The organism is Xanthobacter autotrophicus (assembly GCF_030015065.1).
GTDB lineage: Bacteria > Pseudomonadota > Alphaproteobacteria > Rhizobiales > Xanthobacteraceae > Xanthobacter > Xanthobacter autotrophicus_D.
This window is the reverse complement of sequence record NZ_JAIVFN010000024.1, coordinates 23,849-45,798: the sequence shown is the minus strand read 5'-3', so window position 1 is coordinate 45,798 and position 21,950 is coordinate 23,849. Positions and strand designations below refer to the sequence as shown.

The window sequence follows — 21,950 nt, the reverse complement described above, 5'->3', positions numbered from 1 at the left end:
GTTCAGGACAGATGAGGGGCGGGGGCCGGCGATGCCGCGCGCCCGGGCCCGATGCCTGCAAGGGCGCAGCTCAGATGACCACCAGCGCTCCCACCAGCAGGGCCAGGGGCGGCAGCCAGACCATGGCGAGCGCAAGGTCGCGGCGACCGCGCCGCCACATCATCAGGCCGAGTATGGGCGCCAGCACGCTGATGGCGAGGGTGGAGCCCCAGCCGGCGACGGCCGAGGCTTCCCCGTTGGCACCTTCCTGGGCGCCGAAGACGAAACCGGAAATGGCGATGACGAAACCGGAAATGGCGATCAGCAGAATCGCCAGTCCGGCGTTTGCCAGCAGCCCCAAGGTGATCGCCAGCTTGAGGGCGAGCGGCGCGGCAGCTGGCGCGGGCCTGGGATCAGGCTGGGACACCTGGACCGGCGTGATCAGCCGATGGCCCGGTCGCGGATGGCGACGCCCTTTTCCTCAAGGAAGGTGGTCAGCTCGCCGGCCTGGAACATCTCGCGGACTATGTCGCAGCCGCCCACGAACTCGCCCTTGACGTAGAGCTGCGGGATGGTCGGCCAGTTGGCGTAGTCCTTGATCCCCTGGCGGACGGCGTCGTTCTCAAGCACGTTCACGCCCTTGAAGGGGACGCCCACATGGTCGAGAATCTGCACCACCTGCCCGGAAAAGCCGCACTGCGGAAACTGGGGCGTGCCCTTCATGAACAGGACCACGTCACCAGACTTCACGATGGCGTCGATGTCTTCACGAATACCCATGGTCTCAAATCCGTTCTGATCGGCCGAATGAGGGCCAGCATGCTTCAGGATCGACCCTCGCGTGGCAAAGCGCAAGGGGGCTGGCCCTGCGGCTTGTGCACTGCCGCGTGAGGGCGCGCCTCGTCCCTTGTCGGGACCGGCCTTGCCGGAATGGAGCTTTGACGGTCAGCCCTTGTCCGGCGCTGCGGTCTGCAGGGCGAGGGCGTGCAGCACGCCCCCCATGTTCCCCTTCAGCGCGGCATAGACCATCTGGTGCTGCTGCACCCGGCTCTTGCCGCGGAACGACTCCGACACGATGCGGGCGGCGTAGTGGTCGCCGTCACCGGCCAGGTCCTCGATCACCACCGTCGCATCGGGCAGCGCGTCCTTGATGAGCTGCTCGATCTCGCGGGCATTCATGGGCATGGTCGCAGGTCCCTCAAAACGGCGGAACGGTCAGGAGGAGGCGCCCATATAGATGGGCAGCCAGGTCTCGTGCCGGTCACGCAGCGATTCCACAACTATCGAGCGGTCGTCGGGGACGATCAAGCGATCTCCGCCGGTCTTGCCGATCTTGATCATGGGCACGCCGGCCATTTCCGCCTTGTGGATCACCTCGGCGCTCTGGCCGGCGGGCACGGTCACCACATAGCGGGCCTGATCTTCGCCGAACCACCAGGCGTAGGGGTCCATGCCGGCCGGCGGGTCCTCCAGCGAGGCGCCCACCCGCCCGGCCATGGCCATCTCGGCGATGGCGACGAGGAGGCCGCCGTCGGAGATGTCGTGCACGGCGGTGGCGATGCGGTCGCGGATCAGGCCGCGCACGAAGTCGCCGTTGCGCTTCTCGGCGATGAGGTCCACCGGCGGCGGCGCCCCGTCCTCGCGCTCGCACACGGTGGCGAGGAAGGCCGAGGCCCCGAGCCAGCCCTGCGTCTTGCCCACCAGCAGCACCGGCTCGCCGGCGGCCTTGAAGGCGAGGGTCATGCTGTCTTCGAGATTGTCGATGAGGCCGACGCCGCCAATGGCCGGGGTGGGCAGGATGCCCTTGCCGTTGGTCTCGTTGTAGAGGCTGACATTGCCGGACACGACCGGGAAGTCGAGCGCCTCGCAGGCCGCGCCGATGCCTTTCACGCAGGCCACGAACTGGCCCATGATCTCGGGCTTCTCGGGATTGCCGAAATTGAGGTTGTCGGTGACCGCGATGGGGGTTGCGCCCACGGCCGTCAGGTTGCGCCAGGCTTCGGCCACCGCCTGCTTGCCGCCCTCGAAGGGGCCGGCCTCGCAATAGCGGGGGGTGCAGTCGGTGGTGAGGGCCAGCGCCTTCGGGCCGTCCTCCACTCGCACCACGGCGGCGTCGCCGCCGGGCCGCTGCACGGTGTTGCCGAGGATGAGGTGGTCGTACTGTTCCCACACCCAGCGCTTGGAGCACAGCTCCGGAGAGGCGATGAGCCGTTCCAGCGCATCGGCCACGGAGGCCGCGGTGCGCACGTCCGAGGGGTCGATCACCGGGCGCGGAGCCGGCTCCTCATAGGGGCGGCGGTATTCGGGGGCCTCGTCGCCCAGTTCCTTGATGGGCAGGTCGGCTTCCACCAGCCCCTTGTGCTTCACCACGAAGCGCAGGGTGTCGGTGGTGTGGCCGACCACCGCGAAGTCGAGCCCCCATTTGCGGAAGATGGCCTCGGCCTCCTCCTCCTTGCCGTCGGCGATCACCATGAGCATGCGCTCCTGGCTCTCGGACAGCATCATCTCGTAGGCGCTCATGCCGGTCTCGCGGCAGGGCACGGCGTCGAGGTTCAGTTCCACGCCCAGGTCGCCCTTGGCGCCCATCTCCACGGCGGAGCAGGTGAGGCCGGCGGCGCCCATGTCCTGGATCGCCACCACGCAGCCCGCCTTCATGATCTCGAGGCAGGCTTCCAGCAGCAGCTTCTCGGCGAAGGGGTCGCCCACCTGCACGGTGGGGCGCTTCTCTTCGGCGTCGGCGCCGAACTCGGCGGAGGCCATGGTGGCGCCGTGGATGCCGTCGCGCCCGGTCTTGGAGCCGAGATAGACGATGGCGCGGCCCACCCCGGTGGCCGCCGCGTAGAAGATCTCGTCGGTCCGGGCGAGGCCGACCGCCATGGCGTTGACGAGGATGTTGCCGTTGTAGCGCTTGTGGAAGCCCACCGAGCCGCCCACGGTGGGCACGCCGAAGGAATTGCCATAGCCGCCGATGCCGGCCACCACGCCCGCCAGCAGCCGGCGGGTCTTCACGTTGTGGCAGTCGCCGAAGCGCAGGAAGTTGAGCGCCGCGATGGGCCGCGCGCCCATGGTGAACACGTCGCGCAGGATGCCGCCCACGCCCGTCCCCGCGCCCTGGTAGGGCTCGATGAAGGAGGGGTGGTTGTGGCTTTCCATCTTGAAGATGACGGCGAGGCCGTCGCCGATGTCCACCACGCCCGCATTCTCGCCCGGCCCCTGGATGACGCGCTTGCCCGTGGTGGGCAGGGTGCGCAGCCAGACCTTGGACGACTTGTAGGAGCAGTGCTCGTTCCACATGGCGGAGACGATGCCGAGCTCCGTGATCGACGGCTCGCGGCCGATCAGCTTGACGAAGTGCTCGTACTCCTCGGGCTTCAGGCCATGCTCGGCCACGAGCTCCGGAGTGATGCGGGGCGTGTTGGGAATGGAGTTCACAGCGGTTCGATCCGAGTTGAGGGGCGTGATCACGCCGCCTTCAGGGCTCCGGCGAGGCTCTCGAACAGGCCGCGACCGTCGGTGGGGCCGATCTCCGGCTCGATGTAGTTTTCGGGATGCGGCATCATGCCGAGCACGTTGAACTTCTCGGAATAGATGCCGGCGATGCCGTTGATGGCACCGTTGGGGCCGTCGGTCTCGTCGATCTGACCGTCGCGGCGGGCATAGCGGAAGGCGATGCGGCCCTCGCTCTCCAGGCGGGCGATGGTGCTCTCATCCGCCGTGTAGTTACCCTCGCCGTGGGCGACGGGGATGCGGATGAGGTCGTTCTTGCGATAGGCTCTGGTGAAGGGGGTGTCGGCCCGCTCCACCCGCAGCAGCACCTCGCGGCAGACGAAGCGCAGGCGGGCATTGCGCACCAGCACGCCCGGCAGCAAGCCGGCTTCGCACAGGATCTGGAAGCCGTTGCAGATGCCGAGCACCAGGCCGCCCTTGGCCGCGTGGGCGCGCACGGCATCCATGATGTTGGCGCGCGCCGCGATGGCGCCGCACCTCAGATAGTCGCCGTAGGAGAAGCCGCCGGGCAGGACCACCAGGTCCGTGCCCTGGGGCAGTTCGTGATCGGCATGCCAGACCACCTGCGGCCTGGCGCCGGCGACGAGGCGCAGCGCGCGTACGGCGTCCTGCTCACGGTTGGAGCCGGGGAAGAGGATGACGGCAGGTTTCATGGTCTCTCAATGGGCGCGGGCCAATGGCACGGGGGAAGTCGGGCCGGCGTTCAATGGGGCGATGCTGCATTGGAAAGGCTAGCACATCGCCCATGGCGCATCACTCCGCGAACTCGACCTTGTAGGTTTCGATCACGGTATTGGCGAGGAGCTTGTCGCAGGCTTCCTTGAGCGCGCCCTCGGCGGAGGCGCGGTCGTTGCCCGCGAGTTCGACGTCGAACACCTTGCCCTGGCGGACGCTCTGCACGCCCGAGACTCCCAGCGAGCGCAGCGCGCCCTCGATGGCCTTGCCCTGGGGGTCCAGCACCGCCGACTTCAGCGTGACAATGACACGTGCCTTCATGACACCTTCTGCTTTTCTGGTCCGCCCCGGGTGAGCGGTGCGGCATGCTGCAACGCAAACGGGGGCCAATGCGGCCCCCGCCTAGCATTTTTCCTATGCAGGGCTCAACGCCTCACTTCACCAGGACGGGACCCTTGCCCTGGGTGGGATCGTTTTCCATCAGGATGCCGAGCCGGCGCGCCACTTCGCTGTAGGCCTCCACGAGGCCGCCCATGTCGCGGCGGAAGCGGTCCTTGTCCATCTTGTCGTTGGACTTGATGTCCCACAGCCGGCACGAATCGGGGCTGATCTCGTCGGCCACCACGATCCGCATCATGTCGTTTTCCCACAGGCGGCCGCATTCCATCTTGAAATCCACAAGACGGATGCCGGCGCCGAGGAACAGGCCGGACAGGAAGTCGTTGACGCGGATCGCGAGCGCGATGATGTCGTCGATCTCCTGGGTCGTGGCCCAGCCGAAGGCGGTGATGTGCTCTTCCGATACCATCGGGTCGTTGAGCGCGTCGTTCTTGTAATAGAATTCGATGATGGAGCGCGGCAGCGGCGTGCCTTCCTCGATCCCGAGACGGGTCGAGATGGAGCCGGCGGCGACGTTGCGCACCACGATCTCAAGCGGAATGATCTCCACTTCGCGGATGAGCTGCTCGCGCATGTTCAGCCGGCGGATGAAGTGGGTGGGCACACCGATGTCGTTCAACCGGGAGAAGATGTACTCCGAGATCCGGTTGTTCAGCACGCCCTTGCCATCAATGACATCGTGCTTCTTCGCATTGAAGGCCGTGGCATCGTCCTTGAAGTGCTGGATGAGTGTGCCGGGCTCAGGTCCTTCATAGAGGACTTTCGCCTTGCCTTCGTAGATTCGGCGGCGGCGGCTCATGGGAATATACCGCTGATTGAGGAAATCCATGGGTTTGCCAAGGCTCCGTTCTGGTGACGCTCCTCGGCGGGACCGGAATGGCTGTTGTCAGCGCACACCAAGCCCGTTCGGACACTAGCCGATCAGGCGCCGCGACACAACGCGCGTCCACGCCCGCTTGCGCATGCCTGCCCTCTGGCTTTTGCGGCATCCTTCGCGCTTAAATGGCCGGCAGGGTGCCGCCCGAAGGCCGGCTTGCTGCCCCTGCGGCGGGACGCGACACGTGGCAGCATGTGGCAGCGCCTCACTGACGTTGATCTGGGGTGAAGCGGGAGATATTCAAGGCGCGCGAGCGGTCATGTGGCCGCCAGACCGATCCCGGCCGCCATCGGCCGCCAATGCGTCAGGAAGAGGGGTGCCATGACCACGTTCGACAAGCGCGAAGAAGGGTTTGAGAAGCGCTTCGCGCTCGACGAGGAAGCCCGCTTCAAGGCGGTCGCCCGCCGAAACAAGAAGCTCGGCCTCTGGGCCGCCCAGATCCTCGGCCTGAGCGGCGAGGCCGCCGAGGCCTATGCCAAGGAAGTCGTGGTCGCCGACCTCCAGGAGGCCGGTGACGAGGATGTGTTCCGCAAGCTGCGCGGCGATTTCGACGCCAAGGGCGTGGAGGTCTCCGACCACCAGATCCGCCGCAACATGGACGAGTTCCTTGCCGCTGCGGCGGCGGAGGTGAAGTCCGCGGGCTGATCGACGGCGGAGCCGGCCGCGCGGCCGGCTCCCGTCCCTGAAAGCAAAAAGGCCGCCCGAGAGGACGGCCTTTTCGTTTGGCGGGCGCCGATCAGGTCAGCGCGAATAGAACTCGACCACGAGGTTCGGTTCCATCTGGACCGGGTAGGGCACCTCGTTGAGCTCCGGGATGCGGGCGAAGCGGGCCGCCAGCTTGTTGGTGTCGAGCTCGATGTAATCGGGCACGTCACGCTCGGCGAGCTGCTGGGCCTCGAGCACCAGGGTCATCTGGCGGGAAGCTTCCTTCACCTCCACCACGTCGCCGACCTTCACCAGGTAGGACGGGATGTTCACGCGCTGGCCGTTCACCTTCACGTGACCATGGGAGACGAACTGGCGGGCGGCGAAGATGGTGGGCACGAACTTGGCGCGGTACACCACCGCGTCGAGGCGGCGCTCCAGAAGGCCGATGAGGTTGGCGCCGGTGTCGCCCTTGAGGCGGGAGGCTTCAACATACACCTTGTGGAACTGCTTCTCGCCGATGGAGCCGTAATAGCCCTTCAGCTTCTGCTTGGCGCGCAGCTGCACGCCGAAGTCGGACAGCTTGCCCTTGCGGCGCTGGCCGTGCTGGCCGGGACCGTACTCGCGACGGTTCACCGGGCTCTTGGAGCGGCCCCAGATGTTCTCGCCCATACGGCGATCGATCTTGTGCTTGGCCGCAATGCGCTTGCTCATGTAACGCGGATCCTTGATGGTCTTGGTTGAATTGGGATCGCGCCCCTCCTCTGCGGACGGGGTTCAGGCGCAATGCCGGAACCCCTTCCACCGACAGGCTCGGCCGGCGCGCTGCCAGACGATGCCACGGGTGCGTGAAACGCCGAACGGGCCGCTGACGGCCCGAAAGGTGGCGGGTTCTTAATCGCGAACCGTGTCCGAGTCAATGTTTGCCGGCGCCAGGACGCCACGACGAGACGACCCCGGCGCTCGGCTGCTCGATAAAGTCAGGGGGAGGAGTGGCCCGGGTGAGGGTGGGTCAAACCCTGCGCCATACTTTATAAGGATACCAGTTTGCGACATTGCCGCCCTTGCCGTCCCGGCGAGCGGTGCGCCAGTATGGCGGCCACCCGCTCCGCCCGCTCCGGGAGAGTCCCTTGAGAGTCCTCGTTTTCCAGCATGTTGCCGCCGAGCATCCCGGCAGCTTCCGCGACTTCATGCGTGCCGACGGCGTGATCTGGGACGCCGTGGAGCTGGACGAGGGGGCGGCCATCCCCGCCCTCGACGGCTATGACGCCCTCATGGTGTTCGGCGGCCCCATGGATGTCTGGCAGGAGGAGGAGCACCCCTGGCTCGTGGCCGAGAAGGCGGCGATCCGCGACTGGGTGGCCTCCGGCAGGCCCTATCTCGGCGTCTGCCTCGGCCACCAGCTGCTGGCCGACGCCCTGGGCGGCAAGGTGGGCCTCATGCCGCGCCCCGAGGTGGGGGTGACCGACGTGTCGCTCACGCAGGCGGGGCAGGCATCGGTGTTCTTCACCGGCCTGCCGCCCACCTTCCCGACTTTGCAGTGGCACGGCGCCGCCGTGCTGAAGCTGCCGGACGGGGCGAAGGTGCTGGCGCACAACGACCATTGCGCCATCCAGGCGCTGCAGGTGGGGGAGCGGGCGTTCGGCATCCAGTACCATGTGGAGCTGACCGACGACACGGTGCCCGAATGGGGCGAGATCACCGAATATCGCTGCGCGCTGGAGGCCATCACCGGCCCCGGCGGCGGGGCGCTGCTGGTGGCGGCGGTGGAGGAGAAGATGCCCGTGTTCCGCAAGGCGGCGGAGCAGCTTTACCGCAATTTCAGGGCGACGTGGTAACGCGGTGAAACCCGTGGCCGTGGGCGACGCTTAAGCTGTCACCCGCCCCTTCAGCGCTTCCCGCACCCGAGCGAGCCGCACCGGATCGAGCGCGCTGGTACGCCCGGTGGCGCACAGGGCGCCGCGGAAGCCGAGATAGTGCGGCTTAAGCGCCGCCAGAGGCGCGATGTCCTCAAGCTTCAGCGAGCCCGCAAGGCCGGTGAGCAGGCCGGCCGCTTTGGCCTCTGCCACGAAGCCGGCGAGGCGCTCCACGCCGAGATGGGCGAGGAGGCCGCCGGCCGTCTTGTCCGCCGTATCCAGCATTACCCCGTGGAAGCCGGCCGCGGCGAAATGGGGAAGGGCGGCGAGGTCCGGGCGCTGGTCGGCGAACAGCACGGCGATGAGGCGGGTTTCGCGCGCCAGCGGCGCAAGGGCGTCGAGGACGGGGGCCAGCGCCGCTCCGGGGCCTTCGGCGGGCAGGGGAAAGCCGATCTTCACCAGCGGCACGCCGGTTGCGGCGGTGCGCCGGGCGGCGGCCAGGAGGATCGCCGCATCGAGGGGCTGGTCGCCCACGGTGGCGCTGAGACCGGTGACGCAGCCCGCCGCGCGCCAGCGGGCGACGGCGGCCCGCAGCGGGGCTTCCCCCCAGGCGCCGAGCGCGCCTTCGGCCGGGTTCTTCAGGTCCACGATGTCGGCGCCGGCGCCGAGCGCCACCTCCATCTCGGCGAGATCGGCGACGGAGGCGAGCAGGCCCGGGCGTGCCGCCGCGGGAACAGATACATGCAAGGTCATGATGCCGCCCGCGCCCGATGGTCGGCGATGGTCTCGCACAGCCAGTCCCAGGCCTCGCGCTCGGCGGGGCCGGCGGTCTTCTCGATGGCGATGGAGAGGTAGTTCATTTCCCGGTCCACCCGTTCGGGGTCCATCATGTGCAGGCGCGATACCAGCACGGCGCCTTCCAGCACCGCCGCCACCGCCCGGTTGAGGCCGAGGAAGGGGGCGTGCTGCTCGCGATGGACGATGCGGCAGAAGAAGCGCGGGCGGGTGGGGTCGTCCTCCATCCGCGTCACTTCCACCTCGTCATGGGCAAGGCACAGGTCGAGGCGCACGGCGCCGTCGAGCCGGGTGGCGGGCACGGTGGGCCAGGAGCGGTGCCGGCCGGTGATGCAGCCGGCGAAGATGCGGGCATCGTCGGTGAAGTTCACCACCGCCACCCCGAGCGCCGCCATGTTGTCCAGCGTGCGCGAGGGCCGGAACGGCTGCAGCAGGTACCCCCCCTCCACGAGGGTCGCGCCCATGGGCGCCACATGGGGCTCTCCCGAGGCCGATTGGGTGGTGACGATGGTCTCCCGGATCACGTGGCTTCGCCTTTCTTCTTTGCGGAAAGGGTCGAGCCCGCTTCCTTGAAAGTCAACCGGTGGGCATCCTCGGCACTGGCGGAGGTCTCGCCCGCCACGCCCCATTTCAGCGGCTCGTCCTGGGCGTAGCGCTTGCCGAGCTTCAGGGCGATCTCCGCCCGCGCTGTCTCCACGCCGAGATAGAAGGCGTGGGCGCCGTCGTCCTCCACCTTGAGGTGGGGGAAGAGGTCGAACGGGTCCTGCGCCACGTGGTGGCCGTCGCGGTTGTAGGCGTGGATGCCCTGTTCCGTCACCTCGATGCGGAAGTTGCGGTCGGCCACCGTGCCGGCGAGGCGGTCCACCTCCTGCGGCGTGGTGGTGAAGGGGCGCCGGTCGCGCAGGGCCATCAGGCCGCCGCCGAAGCCCTGGGGCAGGGCGCCCGCCTCCCGCGCGGCGAAGAATTCCCGCCGCGCCCGGTCGAACTCGCGCACGGCGGTGCGGCAGTGGGGGCTCACCTGCACCGCCAGCACCGCATTCAGCCGTAGCTCGGAGATGATGCCCATGAGCAAGGCGTTCATGCCGGTGGTGTCGGCGTCCGTCAGCTCGGTGACGTTGCCGATGCCCATGAGGATGGGGATGTCCGGTTTCAGCCGCCGCAGCTCCGCGTAGCGCAGCAGTGACGCGGTGAAGCCGAGGTGGATGGGATCGAGGATGGGATCGGCGAGGAAGGGCCTGCCCCTGGCCTCGCATGTTTCGATGGCTCGCAGGAGCGAGGGCAGGTCCCCCGCCTGCGCGGGCACCAGCACCGGAACGGCAGGGCCCTCCTCGGCGATGGCGAGGGTGTGCTCGTTGAGGCTGAGGAGATAGTCGGCCCCGGCGCGGGTGCCGCGCGCCAGCTCCTGCGGGTCGAAGCTGTCAACGCTCACCCTGAAGCCGTTCGCCTTGAGCGCGGCGATGGCCTCTTCCAGATGGGGGAAGGGATTGTCGGGCAGGGCGCCGAGGTCGATCACGTCCGCGCCCTCGCCCTTCAGGAAGCGGGCGCGGGTGAGAAGCTCGTCGATGGTGAGGCGGGTGGCGTCCACGATCTCGGCGAACAGCAGCACGTCCTGCCGGTCGAGGCTGACGGCGCCGCCGCGGCCCTTGCCGAAATAGGCGGGGATGTCCGCCGCCTCCTCCGGCCCGCGCAGGAACGGCAGGCCGAAGCGGGCGGCGAGGCGGTCGAGATCGCCCCGGAAGCGGCCGGGCATGAGCACGCGGTCGATGCGCTCCGGCAGCTTGAGGCGCCGTTCCACGATCTCCGCCGTCATCAAGGCCGCAACCTTCACGCCCACATTAACCACCACCGGGTCGAGCGCCTCGTCCGCGATCTCCTGAGCGATGCGGCGGATGCGCGGCTCGGCCAGCGACCCGGTGACAAGGGCGACGCGCTCGGCCATCTCAGGCGGCCGGGGTGGGGAAGAGCGCTGCAAGCTCCGCCCGGCGGCGGGCGATGGCGGCGCGCAGCTCGTCCAGCGTCTCGGCCACCACAGTGGCCTCGAACTCCTTGAGCAGGCGCGTGTTCTCCAGGTCGATGCGGCGCGGATAGACGGGCACCGGACCTTCGGGGGCCATGGTGATCATCTCCGGCATGCTGTCGCAGGCAAACACGATGGCCGGCACCCGGCACTTGCCGGCCTGGGCGAAGCAATTGGTGACGAGGGTGTCGGAGATGCCGTGCACCGCCTTCGCCACCGTGTTGGACGAGGCGGGGGAGACCACGAGGGTATGGTACTCGCCGTGATAGAAGCGGCCAATGGAGGCGGAGGACGCGCTGTTGTCGCGGAACACCTGGGTCTGTTCGGGCAGCGGCTCCTTGTCCTGCTTGTACATGCGCAGCACTTCGTCGGCCGCGTCCGAGATGAACAGGTCCACGTCCTGAAGCTCGCGGATGATCTCGATGCTCTCCGTGAAATAGTGCCCGGAGCCGGTGAGGGCCCAGGCCCAGCGCGGCGACTTCGCCCGGGGCGCTTTGGCGGTCATGACAGGCGCGAGCCTTCCTTCGTTTCCTCGTTTATCGCGGCGGCGCGCCCCTTGGCCCGCAAGGCGGCGTCCAGCCGGTCCCCATCGTCGGCGGGGATGGCCAGAATATCGCCTGTAAACCGGACCGCCATGGTCGCAAAGGCCGCATCCACCAGCCCCATCGCGGTCCAGGCGGCGATGTCGGCGGCGCGGCCGCCGGACGGGGCGGGCAAAGGCGCGGGAATCCGTGTGCCCGGCGCCTTCACCAGCACCAGCCGCTCCGCCCCCATCTCGGCGGCGAGCCACAGGGCGAGGCTGTCGGAGGTCACGTCCCAGCTTTCGGCGATGTCGGGGCGGCCGAGCGTCATGGCGGCCGGGAACCACAGGGCGGCGCCCCGTGCCACCGCCGCCGCGAGTTCCGCACGGTCGCGGGCGGGCAGGAGGCGCGGTTCGAGATCGCGCATGGCGTGGGCCATCTGCTCCATGGAAAGCAGGGCCATGCGGTGGGCGGCGGCATCCGAGAGGTCCCACTGCGGCTGAACGGCGCGGACCTGATCGGCCAGCGCCCCGCCGCCCGGCACCACGACGAGCCCTCCTTCCGCGGCGAGGCGGGCCAGCAGGCGGCGTGGCGCCGCGTCCCGCGTCAGGCTGCCGCCGATCTTCACGATGATGGTCACGTGGTCTCCCGCTCGGGCTCAAGGTCGCATCGGTGGGTTGGCTGGAGTCATGCTAAGGAGGCGCGGCGCCACCTCCAATGGAGGAGTTTTGTGCGCTGCAGCAAGGGTTTGCGCGGCGCGTGGGTATTTTCATATATTCGGATATATGAATAGAATATCCCGCTCGCGCCTGTTCAGAGAGGAAAGCTTTATGCGTCTCATTCTGGCTTCGGTTCTTGTCCTCGCAGCCACCGGCTCGGCCCTTGCGGATCCCGATGTGGCCAAGGGCGAGACCTCGTTCAAGAAGTGCATGGCGTGCCATGCCGTGGGTCCCGATGCCAAGGCGAAGGTGGGCCCACCCCTGAACGGCATCGTCGGCGCCAAATGGGCGCATTTCGAGGGCTATGCCTATTCCGCCGACATCAAGGACGGCGCCGCCGCCGGCAAGGTGTGGGACGAGGCCACCCTGGACGCCTACATCACCAATCCCAAGGCGCTCGCGCCCAAGGGCAAGATGGCGTTCGCCGGCATCAAGAACGAGGACGAGCGCAAGGATCTCATCGCCTTCCTCGCCCAGTTCAACGCCGACGGCAGCAAGAAGTGAGGCCAGGGGCGCGATCCGTTCCACAGGCGGGGTCGCCGGGCTGAATGGAGACGCGCCCCTGCGTTGTTGCGCGGACAGTTTGGCGTTCAGGAAGGCGATTCGGCATGAATGCGCGAAAGCCCAAGATCTGGAAGCCATCCGCGATATTGGCCGTCCGCCCGCCGTTAGCGGGCGGGCGATGATACCGCATCCCGCATTTGGGGGATGAAATCCAGCTGAGCCTCAGCCATCAAGGGTTGTGCCGGTCAGGGCTCGCGATCCACCCGTAAGGCTGGGGGCGGCAGGCGGCGGCCCCTCGGGCCCCGCCTGTTCCTGCCGTATGTCCGTATCCGCGCATGCCATCTCGGCGGAACGGCGCAGGCCTGCCCCTGTGCGGCGAACCCCGCCAGTCCCGTCTCGCCAGTCCGTTCTTGCCAGTCCGTTCTTGCCAAGCGCGGGCCTCCCGTGGTGTCCCTCCCGGATCGGAGGAGCACCCCATGCCCGACCATGATTTCCGTGCGCAGCGCCTTTACGTGGACGCCGATCTTGCGCCCGGTGCCGCCGTTCTGCTGGCGCCGGAGCAGGCGCATTACGTCGCCAACGTGATCCGTCTCGCCGTGGGCGAGGATCTGCTGCTGTTCAATGGACGCGACGGCGAGTGGCGCGCCACCCGCGTGGCCGGCGGCAAGCGGGAGGTGCGCCTGGAGGCGACGGCCCAGGTGCGGCCCCAGCCGGCCGCCCCGACGCTGGAATACGCCTTCGCCCCCTTAAAGCACGCCCGCCTCGACTACATGGTGCAGAAGGCGGTGGAGATGGGCGCCGGCCTGCTGTCTCCCGTCCTCACCCGCTACACCCAGGTGTCCCGCATCAACCTCGACCGCATGACCGCCAATGCGGTGGAAGCGGCGGAGCAATGCGGCATCCTCAGCCTGCCGCGCGTGGCCGAGCCGCGCCCGCTCGCCCAATGGCTCGATGCGCTGTCCACCGGACGGGTGCTCGTCTTCTGCGACGAGGCGGCGGCCGATCACGATCCCATCCACGCTCTGCGCACGGCGCCGGAAGGGCCGGTCAGCGTGCTGATCGGGCCGGAAGGCGGTTTCAGCCCGGAGGAACGCGCGCGCATCGCTCCGCGTGCGGTCACCCTGTCCCTCGGCCCCCGCATCCTGCGGGCGGACACCGCGGCGGTGGCGGCTCTTGCCCTGGTGGGGGCGGCGCGAGGCGGCTGACGGGCGCCTTAAACGCCGGGTGCGCCGATTTGTTCCCATTTTTGGTGCAAGAAAGTCAGTTGCATTTTGCATTTGCTCCAAACAAGTGATTCGATTTTCGCTGCATTGCGTTAAAGTATTGAAAGCATAGGCTGATAAATCTATCCGCGCGGTGCCCCATTTTGGTCGGATTCTGCGCCAGTCTGTCCGGAACTTAGCCGTTGGTCGGGCGTTATAGGCTCGCCTTCGGGGCTAAAATCTGCGGGAGGCCTGCGTGTCGCACGATTACAGCTTCGGAATCGAAGAAGAGTTCTTCGTCGTCGGCGCGGAGACGAAAGCGGTCCAAAGGCGCATGCCCTCGGGCTTTTTCGACGAGCTGAAGGAGCGTCTTGGCGACAGCGTCTCGGTGGAGATGCTCCAGTCGCAGCTGGAGATCGCGACCCGCCCCACCACCGGAACGGGCAGCGCTCTCGACCAGTTGAAGGGGCTGCGCCGCGCGGTGGCGGATGTGGCGGCGGAGCACGGTCTGGGGGTCATCGCCTCCGGGACCCATCCCACCGCCACCTGGGACGGTGTCCGCGCCACCCGGGCCAACCGCTATGACGGGGTCATGAACGACCTGAAGATGCTGGGCGAGCGCAACATGGTGTGCGGCCTGCACGTGCATGTGGAGCTGCCCGACCCCGACGAGCGGGTGGATGTGATGCGCCGCATGGTGCCCTACATCCCCCATTTCATCGCCCTGTCCACCTCCTCCCCGTTCTGGGGGGCGAAGCAGACCGGGCTCATGGGCTACAGGCTGGCGGCCTATGACGAATTACCGCGCACCGGCCTGCCCGAGATGTTCGAGGACAGCGCCACCTACGAGCGTTATCTCGACGCCATGGTGGAGGCCCGTGCGATCACCGATTCGAGCTATGTGTGGTGGGCGATCCGCCCCTCGCGCCAGCTGCCCACACTGGAACTGCGTGCCCCCGACAGCTGCACCCGCATCGAGGACACGGTGGCGATCGCGGCGCTCTACCGCGCGCTGGTGCGCTTCCTGGTGCGCAACCGGCACCACAACAAGGATGTGGGCACGGTGGACCGGGCCATCGCCGATGAGAACAAGTGGCGGGCCCAGCGCTACGGCATCCACGGCTCGTTCGTGGATCTCGCCCAGCGTCGCGCGGTGGCGGTGCGCGATGCGGTGGACGGGCTCGTCCATCTGGTGGCGGAGGATGCGGAGGCGCTCGGCTGCCTCGACGCGCTGCTGCATGTGCGCACCATCGCCGAGGCGGGCACCAGCGCCGACGTGCAGCTCGCCGTCTTCCAGGAGGCCCAGCACCGCACCGGCAAGCGCAACGAGGCCCTCGACGCGGTGAAGACCTGGCTCGCCAACGCGACGCTGCAGTGAGGGGGGCGGATGGACGGGCCGCCCGTCCATCCCTAGGATGCCCGAAGGCTCCTCCATACGGCATTCCATGAGCGCCCCTCCGCCCGACCAGGATCTCATCGTCTTCGACGGCGCGTGCCTGTTTTGCTCGGGCTTCGCGCGGTTCATCGTGCGGTGCGACCGCAAGCAGCGCTTCCGCTTCGTCGTCGCCCAATCGGACACCGGCCGCGCGCTGTACCGCCGCTACGGGCTCGATCCCGACCTCATGGAAACCAACATCGTCGTGGTCAATGGACGCGCCCATGTCCGGATGCGGGCCTTCGCGGCGGCGATGGGCACCATCGGCTGGCCTTGGGCTGTGTTCCAGCCGCTCGGGTGGTTGCCGGCCGGCCTGACGGATCGGCTCTACGACGTCATCGCGCGAAACCGCTACCGGTTCGGGCGCCGCGCCTGCGCCCCGCCATCCCCGGAACTGCGAGCACGGTTCCTTGAGTGACATCGTCCTCGTCGTCGGGGGCTACGGCGTCTTCGGCGCACGCATCTGCATGGGCCTTGCCGGCGAGGCGAGCGTGGACCTCGTTGTCGCGGGCCGCAACATGCGCGCTGCCGAAGCTTTCTGCGTCCGCTACGGTGGCCGACCCCTGCGGCTTGACCGCGACGATGCCGATTTGACGGCGCGGGTACGCGATGTCGGGCCGTCCGTGGTGATTGACGTTGCCGGCCCCTTCCAGAATTACGGGCCGGAATGTTACCGCCTCGCCGAGGCTGCGCTGGCGGCGGGCGCCCACTATCTGGACCTGTCCGACGATCCGCACTTCACCGCGGGCATCACGGGCCTCGACGCGGCCGCTCGCGCTGCCGGTCGGACCGTGCTGTCTGGCGTGTCGAGCGTGCCGGCTCTGTCGTCATCCGCGGTGGCCGAGCTTGCCGAAGGCATGGCGGACATCCACGTGATCGAGAGTGTGATCCTGCCCGGCAACCGTGCGCCGCGTGGCCTGTCGGTGATCCGCGCCATCGTCGGTCAGGCGGGGCAGCCCCTTTCCGTCTGGCGGGGTGGCCGGTTCGTATCCGTTCCGGGATGGAGTGGCCTTGAGCGCGTCACCCTCGACCCCGGAGGCGGGACGCGCGTCACCGGACGTTGGGCGAGCCATAACGCTGCGCCGGACCTCGCGCTGTTTCCTCCAAGGTTCCGCGCCCGCTCTGTCCTGTTCCGGGCGGGGCTGGAGTTGAAGCTTATGCACGGAGGACTCCTGCTGTTGTCGCTTCCGGTGCGATGGGGACTGGTGCGCAGCCTTGCGCCGCTGGCGCGCCTGCTGAAATGGGTCGCCGAGCGCCTGGAGCCGTTCGGCTCCGATACCGGCGGCATGCGCGTGTGTGTCGTGGGCCGGACCACGGCCGCAGACATGGAACTGCGCGAATGGGTTCTGATTGCCGGTGCCGGGGACGGGCCGCATGTGCCGGCTTTGCCCGCCCGCGTTCTCTATCGCCGCCTCCGCGACGGCAAGGTGGAGCCCGGAGCGCGGGCCTGCGTGGCGGAGTTTCCGCTCGCGGACGCCGAGGCGCTGATGGCGGGTTTGAACCTTGCGACGCACCGGGCAAAGCGGCCAATGCCGCTGCTGTTCGCCAAGGCGCTCGGGCCGGATCTTCGCCTGCTTCCGCCACCGCTGGTCGATCTGCATGCGGTGATAGATGTACGGCGGTGGTACGGGGAAGCTGAGGTCACTCACGGTCCCGGCTTGTTCGCTCGGCTCGTTCGGGCCGTGATGCGATTTCCGCGGGCCGGGGGCGCTGTCCGCGTCGCGGTGACCATGGAGCGCCGAGGCAGCGGGGAAGTCTGGGTGAGGGACTTCGCCGGTCAGCGATTCCGCTCCCACCTGACCCGCAATACGACGGGTCCCGGCGTCCGCGAGCGTTTCGGACTGCTCAGTTTCGACATCGGACTGGCCATCCGCGACGGCGGTCTCTGGTATCCCGTCGTTGGTGGCCGCCTCGCGGGCGTGCCGTTGCCACGGGCCCTGCTGCCCACCAGCACCAGTTGCGAGGGCCTGGACGCGGCCGGGCGGGCCTGCTTCGACGTAGCCATCGCGTTGCCTCTCGTCGGCCCCATCATCCGTTACCGGGGCTGGCTCGTGCCGGACGGCGAGCGAGGCTGACGGCGCTCTGCCATCAGCCTCGATCCCCTCACAGCTGGAACGGCACCACGGTCTGCTGCTGCACGCCGAGGCCGGCGATGCCCACGCGCATCACGTCGCCCGCTTTGAGGAAGCGCGGCGGCTTGAAGCCGAGGCCGACGCCGGGCGGGGTGCCGGTGGTGATCACGTCGCCGGGCTCCAGCACCATGAACTGGCTGATATAGTGCACCAGGAACGGGATCCGGAAGATCATGGTCCTGGTGGAGCCGTTCTGCACCTTCTCGCCGTTCACCTCCAGCCACATGGCGAGGTCCGAGGTGTCGGTGAGCTCGTCTGTGGTCACGAGCCAGGGGCCGAGCGGGCCGAAGGTCTCGCAGCCCTTGCCCTTGGCCCACTGGCCGGCGCGCTCGATCTGGAAGTGGCGCTCGGACACGTCGTTGCAGATGAAATAGCCGGCGACGTGGGCGAGGGCGTCCTGCTCTTCCACATAGCGGGCGCGGGTGCCGATGACGAAGGCCAGTTCCACCTCCCAGTCGAGCTTCAGCGAGCCCTTGGGGATCATCACGTCGTCATCGGGGCCGACGACGCAGTTCGGCGCCTTGTTGAAGAGGACGGGCTCCTCGGGGATGGGATTGTTGGTCTCGGCCGCGTGGTCCGCGAAATTGAGGCCCACGGCGACGAAGTTGCCCGGCCGCGCCACGCAGGAGCCGAGGCGCACGCCCTCGGGGGCGAGCGGCAGGGAGGCCGGATCGACCGCCGCGACCTTTTTCAGGCTGGCGGGCGAGAGCGCCTCGCCGGCGAGGTCGGGAATGATCGAGGACAGGTCGCGCACCTTGCCGGTTGAATCGATTAGACCCGGCTTTTCCTGCCCTTTTTCCCCGAAGCGGACCAGCTTCATCGGTGAAACTCCCTAATGGTATCATTGAATGTCTGGAACCGGATCCGATCGGATTGCATCAATCCGGTCGGTGCGTGCTCCGGCGCGTGCGGCGCGCGGTCGCTCGCCGGGTGCGCACGCTGGCGCGGACGCGGGCATTGGTCAATGGTGGGAAGCCAACAAAATGCAGGCCATGCCCCGAACCGTGCCCGATGACCGACCAGTTGCTCCCTCTCATCATGTTCTCGTTCGCCGCCAGCGTCACGCCGGGTCCGAACAATCTGATCGCCGCGGCGTCCGGCTCGCGCTTCGGCTTCCGGCAGACCCTGCCGCAGATGCTGGGCGTGGCGGCGGGCTTTCCCCTGCTGGTCATCGCCATCGGCATGGGGCTCGGCGGCCTGTTCGTGGCGCTGCCGGCATTGCACCTGGTGCTCAAGCTCGCCGGCGCGGCCTACCTGCTCTACCTGGCCTGGGGGCTGCTCCATGCCGATGCGCCGGACGCAGGGGAAGATGGGGCTGAGTCGGCACCCACCTTCCTCGGGTCCGCTGCCTTCCAGTGGGTCAATCCGAAGGCGTGGACGGTGGCCCTCAGCGTCATTCCGACTTTCGTCGATCCTGCGCGAGATGTCCTGGCGCAGGTTCTCATGCTGGCGCTGGTATTTTCGGTGACGGCGCTGCCATCTCTGGCGCTTTGGGCCCTGTTCGGCGTCGCCTTGTCGCAGCTGCTGTCGGAGGAAAAGCTGCGCCGCCGCGTCAATGGACTATTAGCCGCCTCCGTAGCCGCCAGCGTATTACTGCTCTTTTTCTAATCATGGCGCGCGGATGAGCGTTTGCGCTTCCGTTTTTCGCGCAGGCGTCATAAAAAGGAAACGAGACTCCGGCTAAGTCCGGACTGCGCTTTCAAGGCGCAAGGTCAGCTGGTGAGACTTCGACGTCGAAAGGCCGTCGCAAGTCGCCTGTCCGGGCGGGAAGGTACCCCAACGGCAGGTCAAGCGGGAGGTGATTGCGTGAGCGACAGTCCCGAAGCGCGCCGCTTCCGCGCACTTTTCATCTCAGACGTCCATCTCGGCACCAAGGGGTGCCAGGCGGAACTCCTCCTCGATTTCCTCAAGTATCACGAGGCCGACACCGTCTATCTGGTGGGCGACATCGTGGACGGGTGGCGGCTGAAATCCTCCTGGTACTGGCCGCAGAAGCACAACGACGTGGTGCAGAAACTGCTGCGCAAGGGCCGCAAGGGCACGCGCATGGTCTACTTGCCCGGCAACCACGACGAATTCCTGCGCGATTATTACGGCACCCATTTCGGCGGCATCGAGGTGGTGGAAACCGCCATCCACGAGGCGGCGGACGGCAAGCGCTATCTCGTGATCCACGGCGACGTGTTCGACGTGGTGGTGCGCCACGCCAAGTGGCTCGCCTTCCTCGGCGATTGGGCCTATTCCGCGGCGCTGACCATCAACACCTATGTGAACAAGGCGCGCCGCCGGCTCGGCCTGACCTACTGGTCGCTGAGCCAGTGGGCGAAGCTCAAGGTGAAGAACGCCGTCAACTATATCGGCAAGTTCGAGGAGGCGGTGGCCGACGAGGCCAAGCGCCATGGGGTGGACGGCGTCATTTGCGGCCATATCCACCACGCGGTCATTCACGACCAGTTCGGCGTGCGCTATGTCAATTGCGGCGACTGGGTGGAAAGCTGCACCGCCATCGCCGAATATGAAGACGGTCGCCTTGAGATCATCTGCTGGACGCGGCATCTCGAGAAGGCCCCCGCCGGGGAGCGGGACATGGTCGAGGGGGCGCGCGCGGCGGCCTGATGCGGGTTCTCGTCGCCACCGATGCGTGGCATCCACAGATTAATGGCGTGGTGCGCTCCCTGGAGCATACCGCAAGGGAAGCCGCCGCGCTCGGGGCGGAGCTGGAATTCCTGAGCCCGCAGGGCTTCCGCACCATTCCCATGCCCAGCTACAGCGAGATCCGCCTGGCGCTGGCCACCCCGCGCATGATCATGCGGCGGATCGAGGCCATGCAGCCGGATTTCGTCCATATCGCCACCGAAGGCCCCATCGGCATGCTGGTGCGGCGGGCCTGCATCGCCTCGCGGCGCACCTTCACCACGTCCTATCACACCAAGTTTCCCGAATACCTCTCCGCCCGGGCCCCGGTGCCGGAGCGGCTGACCTATGCCTGGCTGCGCTCGTTCCACAATGCGGGCGGCGGCGTCATGGTCTCCACCGCCACGCTGGAGCGCGACCTCGAGGCACGGGGCTTCAAGCGGCTGATGCGCTGGTCGCGCGGGGTGGATGCGGAGCTGTTCCGCCCCCGCCCCGAGGCGACCCTGAACCTGCCTCGCCCGGTCTATCTCTTCGTCGGCCGGGTGGCGGTGGAGAAGAACATCGAGGCGTTCCTGGAACTGGACCTGCCCGGCTCCAAGGTGGTGGTGGGCGGCGGCCCGGCGCTGGCCAGCCTGAAGGAGCGCTTCCCCAAGGTCCATTTCCTCGGGCCGAAGGAAGGGGAGGATCTGGCGCAGGTCTATTCGGCCTGCGACGTGTTCTGCTTTCCCTCGCGCACCGACACCTTCGGCATCGTGCTGCTGGAGGCACTGGCGAGCGGCCTTCCGGTGGCGGCATATCCCGTTACCGGCCCCACCGACGTGCTGGCCGACGCCACCGAGACGGTGGGCATCCTCGACAATGACCTGCGCACCGCCTGCCTCAAGGCGCTGGAACTGTCGCCGGCCGCGGCGCGGCGCTTCGCCCTGCGCTTCACGTGGCGCGAGAGCGCCCGCCAGTTCCTCGACAATGTGCTCATCGCCCACGACATAGGTCCCATCGCGCGACGCTATCGCCTTCGCCGCCGGCGTCGGATAGCGTCCGGCGCATGAGCGCCCAACTTCATCCTGCTGCCGCCCCGATTCCCACCGCTGAAGACGTGGAGGCCGCTGCCCGTCGCCTCGCCGGCGTCGCCGTTCGCACGCCCCTCGTCTTCTCCACGGTCCTCAGCGAGCGCACCGGCGCGCGGGTGTTCCTGAAGCCCGAGACGCTCCAGCGCACCGGCTCCTTCAAGTTCCGCGGCGCCTACAACCGCATGGTGCAGATCCCGGAGGCGGACCGGGCGGCCGGCGTGGTGGCCTGCTCGTCCGGCAACCACGCGCAGGGGGTGGCTGCGTCCGCGAAGCTGCTCGGCATGCCGGCGGTGATCGTGATGCCCCACGATGCGCCGGCCCTGAAGCGCGATCGCACCAGGGCGCTCGGCGCCGAAGTGGTGGGCTACGACCGCCGCACCGAGGATCGCGACGCCATTGCCCGCGCCATCGCGCAGGAACGCGGCGCGACCATGGTGCCGCCCTATGACGATCCGCACATCATCGCCGGGCAGGGCACGGTGGGCCTGGAGATCGCGCAGGACCTTGCCGCCCTGGGCCTTGTCCCGGACCTGGTGGCGGCGAACGTCTCCGGCGGCGGCCTCGTCGCCGGTATCGCGCTGGCGGTGAAGGCCCGCGCGCCCGGCGCCCGGGTGGTGGCCTGCGAGCCGGCCGGCTTCGACGATCACGCCCGCTCCTTCCGTTCCGGCGTGCGCGAGCGCAATGCCGAGCCCTCCGGCTCGTTCTGCGACGCGCTTCTGGCGCCGACGCCGGGTGCGCTGACCTTCGAGATCACCCGCCCGCTGGTGGGCGAGGGCGCCAGCGTCACCGACGCCGAGGTGGCGCGGGCGGTGGCCTTCGCTTTCCTGGAGCTGAAGCTGGTGGTGGAGCCCGGCGGCGCGGTGGCGCTGGCCTGCCTGCTGGAAGGCCGGCTCGGCGTCTCCGGCGGCACGGTGGCCATCGTGCTCTCGGGCGGCAATGTGGAGCCCGAGACCTTCATCCGCTGCCTCACCGCCTGAGGCCCG

General features: G+C 68.1%; 25 protein-coding genes. 11 read left to right on the top strand and 14 right to left on the bottom strand.

What is annotated here, in order from left to right:
• Positions 1-70: 70 nt before the first annotated feature.
• The 7 genes from K9U40_RS07535 to purC all read right to left on the bottom strand — a co-directional run bounded on the left by K9U40_RS07535 (position 71) and on the right by purC (position 5,389).
• Positions 71-406, bottom strand: a complete 336-nt coding sequence (locus K9U40_RS07535; RefSeq protein WP_282889596.1) for a hypothetical protein — start codon at positions 404-406, stop codon at positions 71-73.
• A gap of 14 nt (positions 407-420) precedes the next feature.
• Positions 421-759, bottom strand: a complete 339-nt coding sequence (grxD, locus tag K9U40_RS07530) for a Grx4 family monothiol glutaredoxin (protein ID WP_282889595.1) — start codon at positions 757-759, stop codon at positions 421-423.
• Between the two features lie 165 nt (positions 760-924).
• Positions 925-1,164 carry a BolA family protein gene (locus K9U40_RS07525; protein ID WP_282889594.1) on the bottom strand — a complete coding sequence of 80 codons (240 nt, stop codon included), beginning with the start codon at positions 1,162-1,164 and terminating at the stop codon, positions 925-927.
• Between the two features lie 30 nt (positions 1,165-1,194).
• A complete protein-coding gene (purL, locus tag K9U40_RS07520; protein ID WP_282889593.1) occupies positions 1,195-3,444 on the bottom strand; it encodes a phosphoribosylformylglycinamidine synthase subunit PurL in 2,250 nt (749 codons plus the stop codon).
• Positions 3,441-4,139 carry a phosphoribosylformylglycinamidine synthase subunit PurQ gene (gene purQ, locus K9U40_RS07515; RefSeq protein ID WP_282889592.1) on the bottom strand — a complete coding sequence of 233 codons (699 nt, stop codon included), beginning with the start codon at positions 4,137-4,139 and terminating at the stop codon, positions 3,441-3,443. Before purQ ends, purL begins: the two co-directional genes overlap by 4 nt.
• A 100-nt stretch (positions 4,140-4,239) precedes the next feature.
• Positions 4,240-4,482: a phosphoribosylformylglycinamidine synthase subunit PurS gene (gene purS / locus K9U40_RS07510; protein WP_121625173.1), complete on the bottom strand. Its 243-nt coding sequence runs from the start codon at positions 4,480-4,482 to the stop codon at positions 4,240-4,242.
• Between the two features lie 112 nt (positions 4,483-4,594).
• Positions 4,595-5,389: a phosphoribosylaminoimidazolesuccinocarboxamide synthase gene (gene purC, locus K9U40_RS07505; RefSeq protein WP_012116061.1), complete on the bottom strand. Its 795-nt coding sequence runs from the start codon at positions 5,387-5,389 to the stop codon at positions 4,595-4,597.
• Positions 5,390-5,758: 369 nt separating this feature from the next.
• Here purC and K9U40_RS07500 point away from each other — a divergent pair, with 369 nt between their 5' ends.
• A complete protein-coding gene (locus K9U40_RS07500; protein WP_282889591.1) occupies positions 5,759-6,082 on the top strand; it encodes a DUF1476 domain-containing protein in 324 nt (107 codons plus the stop codon).
• Between the two features lie 96 nt (positions 6,083-6,178).
• On the opposite strand, the gene rpsD is transcribed toward K9U40_RS07500, so the two are convergent.
• Positions 6,179-6,796: a 30S ribosomal protein S4 gene (gene rpsD, locus K9U40_RS07495; RefSeq protein WP_282889590.1), complete on the bottom strand. Its 618-nt coding sequence runs from the start codon at positions 6,794-6,796 to the stop codon at positions 6,179-6,181.
• A gap of 416 nt (positions 6,797-7,212) precedes the next feature.
• Between rpsD and K9U40_RS07490 the strand changes: the two genes are divergently transcribed.
• Positions 7,213-7,920, top strand: a complete 708-nt coding sequence (locus K9U40_RS07490; RefSeq protein ID WP_282889589.1) for a type 1 glutamine amidotransferase — start codon at positions 7,213-7,215, stop codon at positions 7,918-7,920.
• 30 nt (positions 7,921-7,950) lie between these two features.
• Here K9U40_RS07490 and K9U40_RS07485 read toward each other — a convergent pair whose 3' ends face one another.
• From K9U40_RS07485 to K9U40_RS07465, 5 genes are read right to left on the bottom strand one after another with little or no spacing between them, the layout of a single operon-like run.
• Positions 7,951-8,691, bottom strand: coding sequence for a (5-formylfuran-3-yl)methyl phosphate synthase (locus tag K9U40_RS07485; protein ID WP_282889588.1), 741 nt, complete (start codon positions 8,689-8,691; stop codon positions 7,951-7,953).
• Positions 8,688-9,257 (bottom strand): DUF447 domain-containing protein, encoded by a 570-nt coding sequence (locus tag K9U40_RS07480; RefSeq protein ID WP_282889587.1) that lies wholly within the window; start codon positions 9,255-9,257, stop codon positions 8,688-8,690. The genes K9U40_RS07485 and K9U40_RS07480 overlap by 4 nt, the downstream gene beginning before the upstream one ends.
• Entirely contained in the window at positions 9,254-10,672 is a 1,419-nt protein-coding gene (locus tag K9U40_RS07475; RefSeq protein ID WP_282889586.1) for a DUF6513 domain-containing protein, read from the bottom strand. The genes K9U40_RS07480 and K9U40_RS07475 overlap by 4 nt, the downstream gene beginning before the upstream one ends.
• 1 nt (position 10,673) lies before the next feature.
• Positions 10,674-11,255, bottom strand: a complete 582-nt coding sequence (locus K9U40_RS07470; protein WP_282889585.1) for a flavoprotein — start codon at positions 11,253-11,255, stop codon at positions 10,674-10,676.
• Positions 11,252-11,911: an aspartate kinase gene (locus K9U40_RS07465; protein ID WP_282889584.1), complete on the bottom strand. Its 660-nt coding sequence runs from the start codon at positions 11,909-11,911 to the stop codon at positions 11,252-11,254. Before K9U40_RS07465 ends, K9U40_RS07470 begins: the two co-directional genes overlap by 4 nt.
• Positions 11,912-12,101: 190 nt before the next feature.
• On the opposite strand from K9U40_RS07465, the gene K9U40_RS07460 reads away from it, so the two are divergent.
• From K9U40_RS07460 to K9U40_RS07440, 5 genes are all read left to right on the top strand, one after another.
• Positions 12,102-12,494, top strand: a complete 393-nt coding sequence (locus K9U40_RS07460; RefSeq protein ID WP_282889583.1) for a c-type cytochrome — start codon at positions 12,102-12,104, stop codon at positions 12,492-12,494.
• A 476-nt stretch (positions 12,495-12,970) separates the two neighbouring features.
• On the top strand, positions 12,971-13,699 hold the full coding sequence (locus K9U40_RS07455) for a 16S rRNA (uracil(1498)-N(3))-methyltransferase (protein WP_282889582.1): 729 nt from the start codon (positions 12,971-12,973) through the stop codon (positions 13,697-13,699).
• Positions 13,700-13,952: 253 nt separating this feature from the next.
• Complete coding sequence (locus K9U40_RS07450; protein WP_282889581.1) at positions 13,953-15,074, top strand: carboxylate-amine ligase; 1,122 nt, start codon at positions 13,953-13,955, stop codon at positions 15,072-15,074.
• Positions 15,075-15,141: 67 nt separating this feature from the next.
• Complete coding sequence (locus K9U40_RS07445) at positions 15,142-15,549, top strand: thiol-disulfide oxidoreductase DCC family protein (RefSeq protein ID WP_282889580.1); 408 nt, start codon at positions 15,142-15,144, stop codon at positions 15,547-15,549.
• Positions 15,542-17,206 (top strand): SDR family oxidoreductase, encoded by a 1,665-nt coding sequence (locus K9U40_RS07440; RefSeq protein WP_282889579.1) that lies wholly within the window; start codon positions 15,542-15,544, stop codon positions 17,204-17,206. Before K9U40_RS07445 ends, K9U40_RS07440 begins: the two co-directional genes overlap by 8 nt.
• A 28-nt stretch (positions 17,207-17,234) precedes the next feature.
• Here K9U40_RS07440 and K9U40_RS07435 read toward each other — a convergent pair whose 3' ends face one another.
• Complete coding sequence (locus K9U40_RS07435) at positions 17,235-18,083, bottom strand: fumarylacetoacetate hydrolase family protein (RefSeq protein WP_282889578.1); 849 nt, start codon at positions 18,081-18,083, stop codon at positions 17,235-17,237.
• A 218-nt stretch (positions 18,084-18,301) separates the two neighbouring features.
• On the opposite strand from K9U40_RS07435, the gene K9U40_RS07430 reads away from it, so the two are divergent.
• The 4 genes from K9U40_RS07430 to K9U40_RS07415 all read left to right on the top strand — a co-directional run bounded on the left by K9U40_RS07430 (position 18,302) and on the right by K9U40_RS07415 (position 21,944).
• Entirely contained in the window at positions 18,302-18,871 is a 570-nt protein-coding gene (locus K9U40_RS07430; protein ID WP_282889577.1) for a LysE family translocator, read from the top strand.
• Between the two features lie 198 nt (positions 18,872-19,069).
• Entirely contained in the window at positions 19,070-19,879 is an 810-nt protein-coding gene (locus tag K9U40_RS07425; protein ID WP_282889576.1) for a UDP-2,3-diacylglucosamine diphosphatase, read from the top strand.
• A complete protein-coding gene (locus K9U40_RS07420; RefSeq protein WP_282889575.1) occupies positions 19,879-20,946 on the top strand; it encodes a glycosyltransferase family 4 protein in 1,068 nt (355 codons plus the stop codon). Before K9U40_RS07425 ends, K9U40_RS07420 begins: the two co-directional genes overlap by 1 nt.
• The gene (locus K9U40_RS07415; protein ID WP_282889574.1) at positions 20,943-21,944 is read left to right on the top strand and encodes a threonine ammonia-lyase; all 1,002 of its coding nucleotides are present in this window, start codon (positions 20,943-20,945) and stop codon (positions 21,942-21,944) included. The genes K9U40_RS07420 and K9U40_RS07415 overlap by 4 nt, the downstream gene beginning before the upstream one ends.
• Positions 21,945-21,950 lie beyond the last annotated feature (6 nt).